The sequence below is a fragment of the Apibacter muscae genome (assembly GCF_007845635.1).
Taxonomy (GTDB): domain Bacteria; phylum Bacteroidota; class Bacteroidia; order Flavobacteriales; family Weeksellaceae; genus Apibacter; species Apibacter muscae.
Map to the genome: position 1 here is coordinate 1 of NZ_SELG01000001.1, position 1,212 is coordinate 1,212.

At 30.1% G+C, this 1,212-nt stretch carries 2 protein-coding genes; both read left to right on the top strand.

Annotation, left to right across the window (positions count from 1 at the left end; genetic code table 11):
* A partial coding sequence (locus tag ETU08_RS11820) for a hypothetical protein (protein ID WP_185145234.1) occupies window positions 1-759 on the top strand: 759 nt, incomplete at its 5' end.
* 118 nt (window positions 760-877) lie between these two features.
* Window positions 878-1,212, top strand: a 335-nt coding sequence (locus ETU08_RS11925; RefSeq protein WP_221410524.1) for a hypothetical protein, incomplete at its 3' end; no start/stop codon positions are given.

A 1,212-nucleotide genomic window follows, 5' to 3' on the forward strand; every position in this document is an offset into this window, starting at 1 on the left:
ATAGGTAAGCTTCAAAACTTCGTAGGATATGATAATTATTCTATTTCAAAATTTAATATTGATGAAAATAACTTAACTATTAGCGCATCTTTAACCTCTAAAAAATCTAACCCAGAACCTATTTATCTTATTGGCGTAACTGAAATCATTAAAGCTAATAAAGATCAAATAAAAATAAGTCCATCATTTACTAACGACATGAAAGTAAATGATGGGCAAGTTATTTTTGAAGAACTTAATATAGGTCAGCTAACCATTGATCCACCTCCTGAGGAATTAAAGAATTTAATTGTTAGGAATTGTTCAATCAATAGTTTTTCTTATAAAAATCGCTCACATATATTAGAAGAGCTTCTTGTTGAAAATAATGAATCTCCGGACATAAATACATCCATTGATATAGGTGCTGCCGATCATATCATTCTAAGAAATAATGGAGAACTTAACTTAGTATCTATAAGCGCGAGTTCAAGTAAAAAACATGATGTTAAGATGCTAGATTTCATCAATCAAAAGATTTATCAACTTCAGATATATGGGCTAGATACTATTAACTTAAAGGAACTCACGCTACCTATAATTGGTAGTTTTATTCAATTCACACAGTGCTTATTAACAGAACAATTTCTTGATTCGCTTTATAATCATATAATTAAACAATCTCCTATTGCTATTTATTTCGATAGTTGTGATAATGTTTTTTCTAAAGAACAGCAAGCACAATTAAAAGAGAAAGGGTATACAATAACTATAAGATAATACCATGGATGCATTAAAAATATTAATTATCACCTTTGTCTGCGCAATAATCGGCTATTTAGAACCCATCAATAATTCAATTCTGGTTTTGATTATCTTATTTTGTTGGGATATCTCTATGGGGATATTGGTTGATTTGGTCGTTAACAAGGACCGCATGAGAATTAAAAAACTTCTTATTTCTCTGTTATTTGTCGCTCTATATACTCTCATTATCGCTAGTCTCTTTATTATTGGACGGCTTATGGACGACGTGGAAGAGTTCTTAGAAATGATTAAAGTATTAACCTACGTATGCGCCTATTTTTATGGGAGCAATGCTCTGAGGAATTTAACGATCTTATTTCCTAATAATAAAACTTTTTCATTTCTCTATGAATTTTTGGGCTTACAGATCGTAAAAAGAATTCCGGAGCTTTCTTCTTTTTTACTCAAAAAAAGAGAGGAAAAAAA